Consider the following 2103-nt stretch of genomic DNA (forward strand, 5'->3'; position numbering starts at 1 on the left):
GTCGATGGCCATCTGCACGCCGCGCTGGAATTCCTGGCCGTCCGCCGCGGCAGGGCCGGTGAGCGGCGCAAGCAGGCCGATCTTGACGACGTCGGCAAAGGCGGGGGCGGCTGATGCGGCAAACATGCCGATCAACGTCGTGCTCATCAGCATATGGCGGATTCGACTTGCGGCGGATTTGGGCTTCATCGTGCTGTTCCCTGTTTTCCTCCCGTTCATCGGGAGTTGGATAATTGACAATCTACGCATAATTGTTCTTATTTGAAAAGGATTTTTCAACGCAACCTGGCCGGGAAGATGGTTCCCGCAAAGGTATGGAAGCCGTGGCGCTTTGCTGCGCAACTGCATTAAAACAGGGCAAGTCCCGACGGAGCGGACAATGACGATCTCGCAGAAGACCCTTGAAACCAGCCACGGCAAGATCGCGGTGCGTGAGACCAGCGGCCAGGGAACCGCTGTCATGCTGATCCACGGCAATTCATCTTCCAGTGCCGTTTTCCGCAACCAGTTGGACGGCCCGTTGGGCGAGCGATATCACCTCATCGCTCCCGACCTACCCGGCCATGGAGCGTCCGGCGATGCGATCGATCCAGAGCGTTCCTACAGCATGGAAGGCTATGCCGATGCCATGACCGAAGTGCTCGGGCTGCTCGGCATCGACAAGGCCATCGTCTTCGGCTGGTCGCTCGGCGGCCATATCGGGCTTGAGATGATCGACCGCTTTCCCGGCCTGCTTGGCTTGATGATCACCGGCACGCCGCCTGTCTCGCCCGAGGAGGTCGGTAGCGGATTCAAGCCGAGCCCGCATATGCATCTCGCCGGGCAGGAGACCTTCACCGGCGCCGACGTGGAGGCCTATGCGCGCAGCACTTGCGGCGAGCCGTTCGAGCCGTTTCTCATCGACACGGTGGCGCGCACCGATGGACGGGCGCGGCGCCTGATGTTCGAAAAGTTCGCGGCCGGCACTGGCCGGAACCAGCGCGAGATCGTGGCCGGCAAGACGCCGCCGATCGCCGTTCTGAACGGCATCGACGAGCCATTCGTCAACACCGATTTCGTCTCCGCTGTGAAATTCTCCAATCTATGGGAAGGCAAGACCCATCTGCTCGACAAATCCGGCCACGCGCCGTTCTGGGATTCGCCGGATCGCTTCAATCCGGTCCTCGCCCGCTTCCTGGCAAGCGTCGACATAGCGTAGGTCCGTCGGAAACCGGCGCCACGGACCCGCCTTCGCGTTGGGTGGGTGACAATCACGCGCATCTGTCGTATATTGACATAAAGATATCCTTATGTGACATGAAAAGGCCTGTCGCCAAAGGGATAAAAAATGTCGCAGAATTCTGCCTCGCTGGACGCATTGTTCGGCCCCGTCGCGGCAAAACCGGACGGCCCGGAAGTGCTTGCCGCGCTGACAGCGGCGGCACGCGAGCGCATTCTCATCCTCGACGGCGCCATGGGCACCCAGATCCAGGGCCTCGGGTTTAACGAGGACCAATTCCGCGGCGAGGCTTTCGCCGGCTGCGCCTGCCATCAGCAGGGCAACAACGACCTTTTGATCCTGACCCAGCCCGGGGCGATCGAGGAGATCCATTATCAATACGCCATCGCAGGCGCCGACATCCTGGAGACCAATACTTTCTCCTCGACCTCGATCGCCCAGGCCGACTACGGCATGGAAGATGCCGTCTATGCGCTGAACCGCGATGGCGCGCGGCTGGTCAGGCGCGCCGCTGTTCGGGCCGAGCAGCAGGACGGCAAACGAAGGTTTGTCGCCGGAGCGCTCGGGCCGACAAACCGCACCGCCTCGATGTCGCCCGACGTCAACAATCCCGGCTATCGCGCCGTGACCTTCGACGATTTGCGCCTCGCCTATGGCGAGCAGCTGCGCGGGTTGATCGATGGCGGCGCCGACATCATCCTGATCGAGACCATCTTCGACACGCTGAACGCCAAGGCGGCGATCTTCGCGGCGGAAGAGATCTTCATCGAGAAGGGCGTGCGCCTGCCCGTGATGATATCGGGCACCATCACGGACCTCTCCGGCCGCACGCTGTCGGGCCAGACGCCGACCGCCTTCTGGCATTCGGTGCGCCATGCCAACCC

2 protein-coding genes and 1 pseudogene are annotated in these 2103 nt (G+C 62.1%); 2 read left to right on the forward strand and 1 reads right to left on the reverse strand.

What is annotated here, in order from left to right:
• A pseudogene (locus ENZ75_RS29820) lies at nt 1-189 on the reverse strand (ABC transporter substrate-binding protein); the annotation flags it as partial.
• A 190-nt stretch (nt 190-379) separates the two neighbouring features.
• On the opposite strand from ENZ75_RS29820, the gene ENZ75_RS29825 reads away from it, so the two are divergent.
• Both ENZ75_RS29825 and ENZ75_RS29830 read left to right on the forward strand, forming a co-directional pair.
• The gene (locus ENZ75_RS29825) at nt 380-1198 is read left to right on the forward strand and encodes an alpha/beta hydrolase (protein ID WP_063170051.1); all 819 of its coding nucleotides are present in this window, start codon (nt 380-382) and stop codon (nt 1196-1198) included.
• Nucleotides 1199-1327: 129 nt separating this feature from the next.
• Nucleotides 1328-2103: homocysteine S-methyltransferase family protein (locus ENZ75_RS29830; RefSeq protein ID WP_206617131.1), on the forward strand; the 776-nt coding region annotated here is incomplete at its 3' end.

This window comes from Mesorhizobium sp. M7A.F.Ca.CA.002.04.1.1 (assembly GCF_004022805.1).
Classification (GTDB): domain Bacteria; phylum Pseudomonadota; class Alphaproteobacteria; order Rhizobiales; family Rhizobiaceae; genus Mesorhizobium; species Mesorhizobium ciceri.

Coding starts and splice junctions, on each gene's coding strand:
- ENZ75_RS29825 (WP_063170051.1), top strand. CDS start 380: ATGACGATCTCGCAGAAGACCCTTGAAACCAGCCACGGCAAGATCGCG.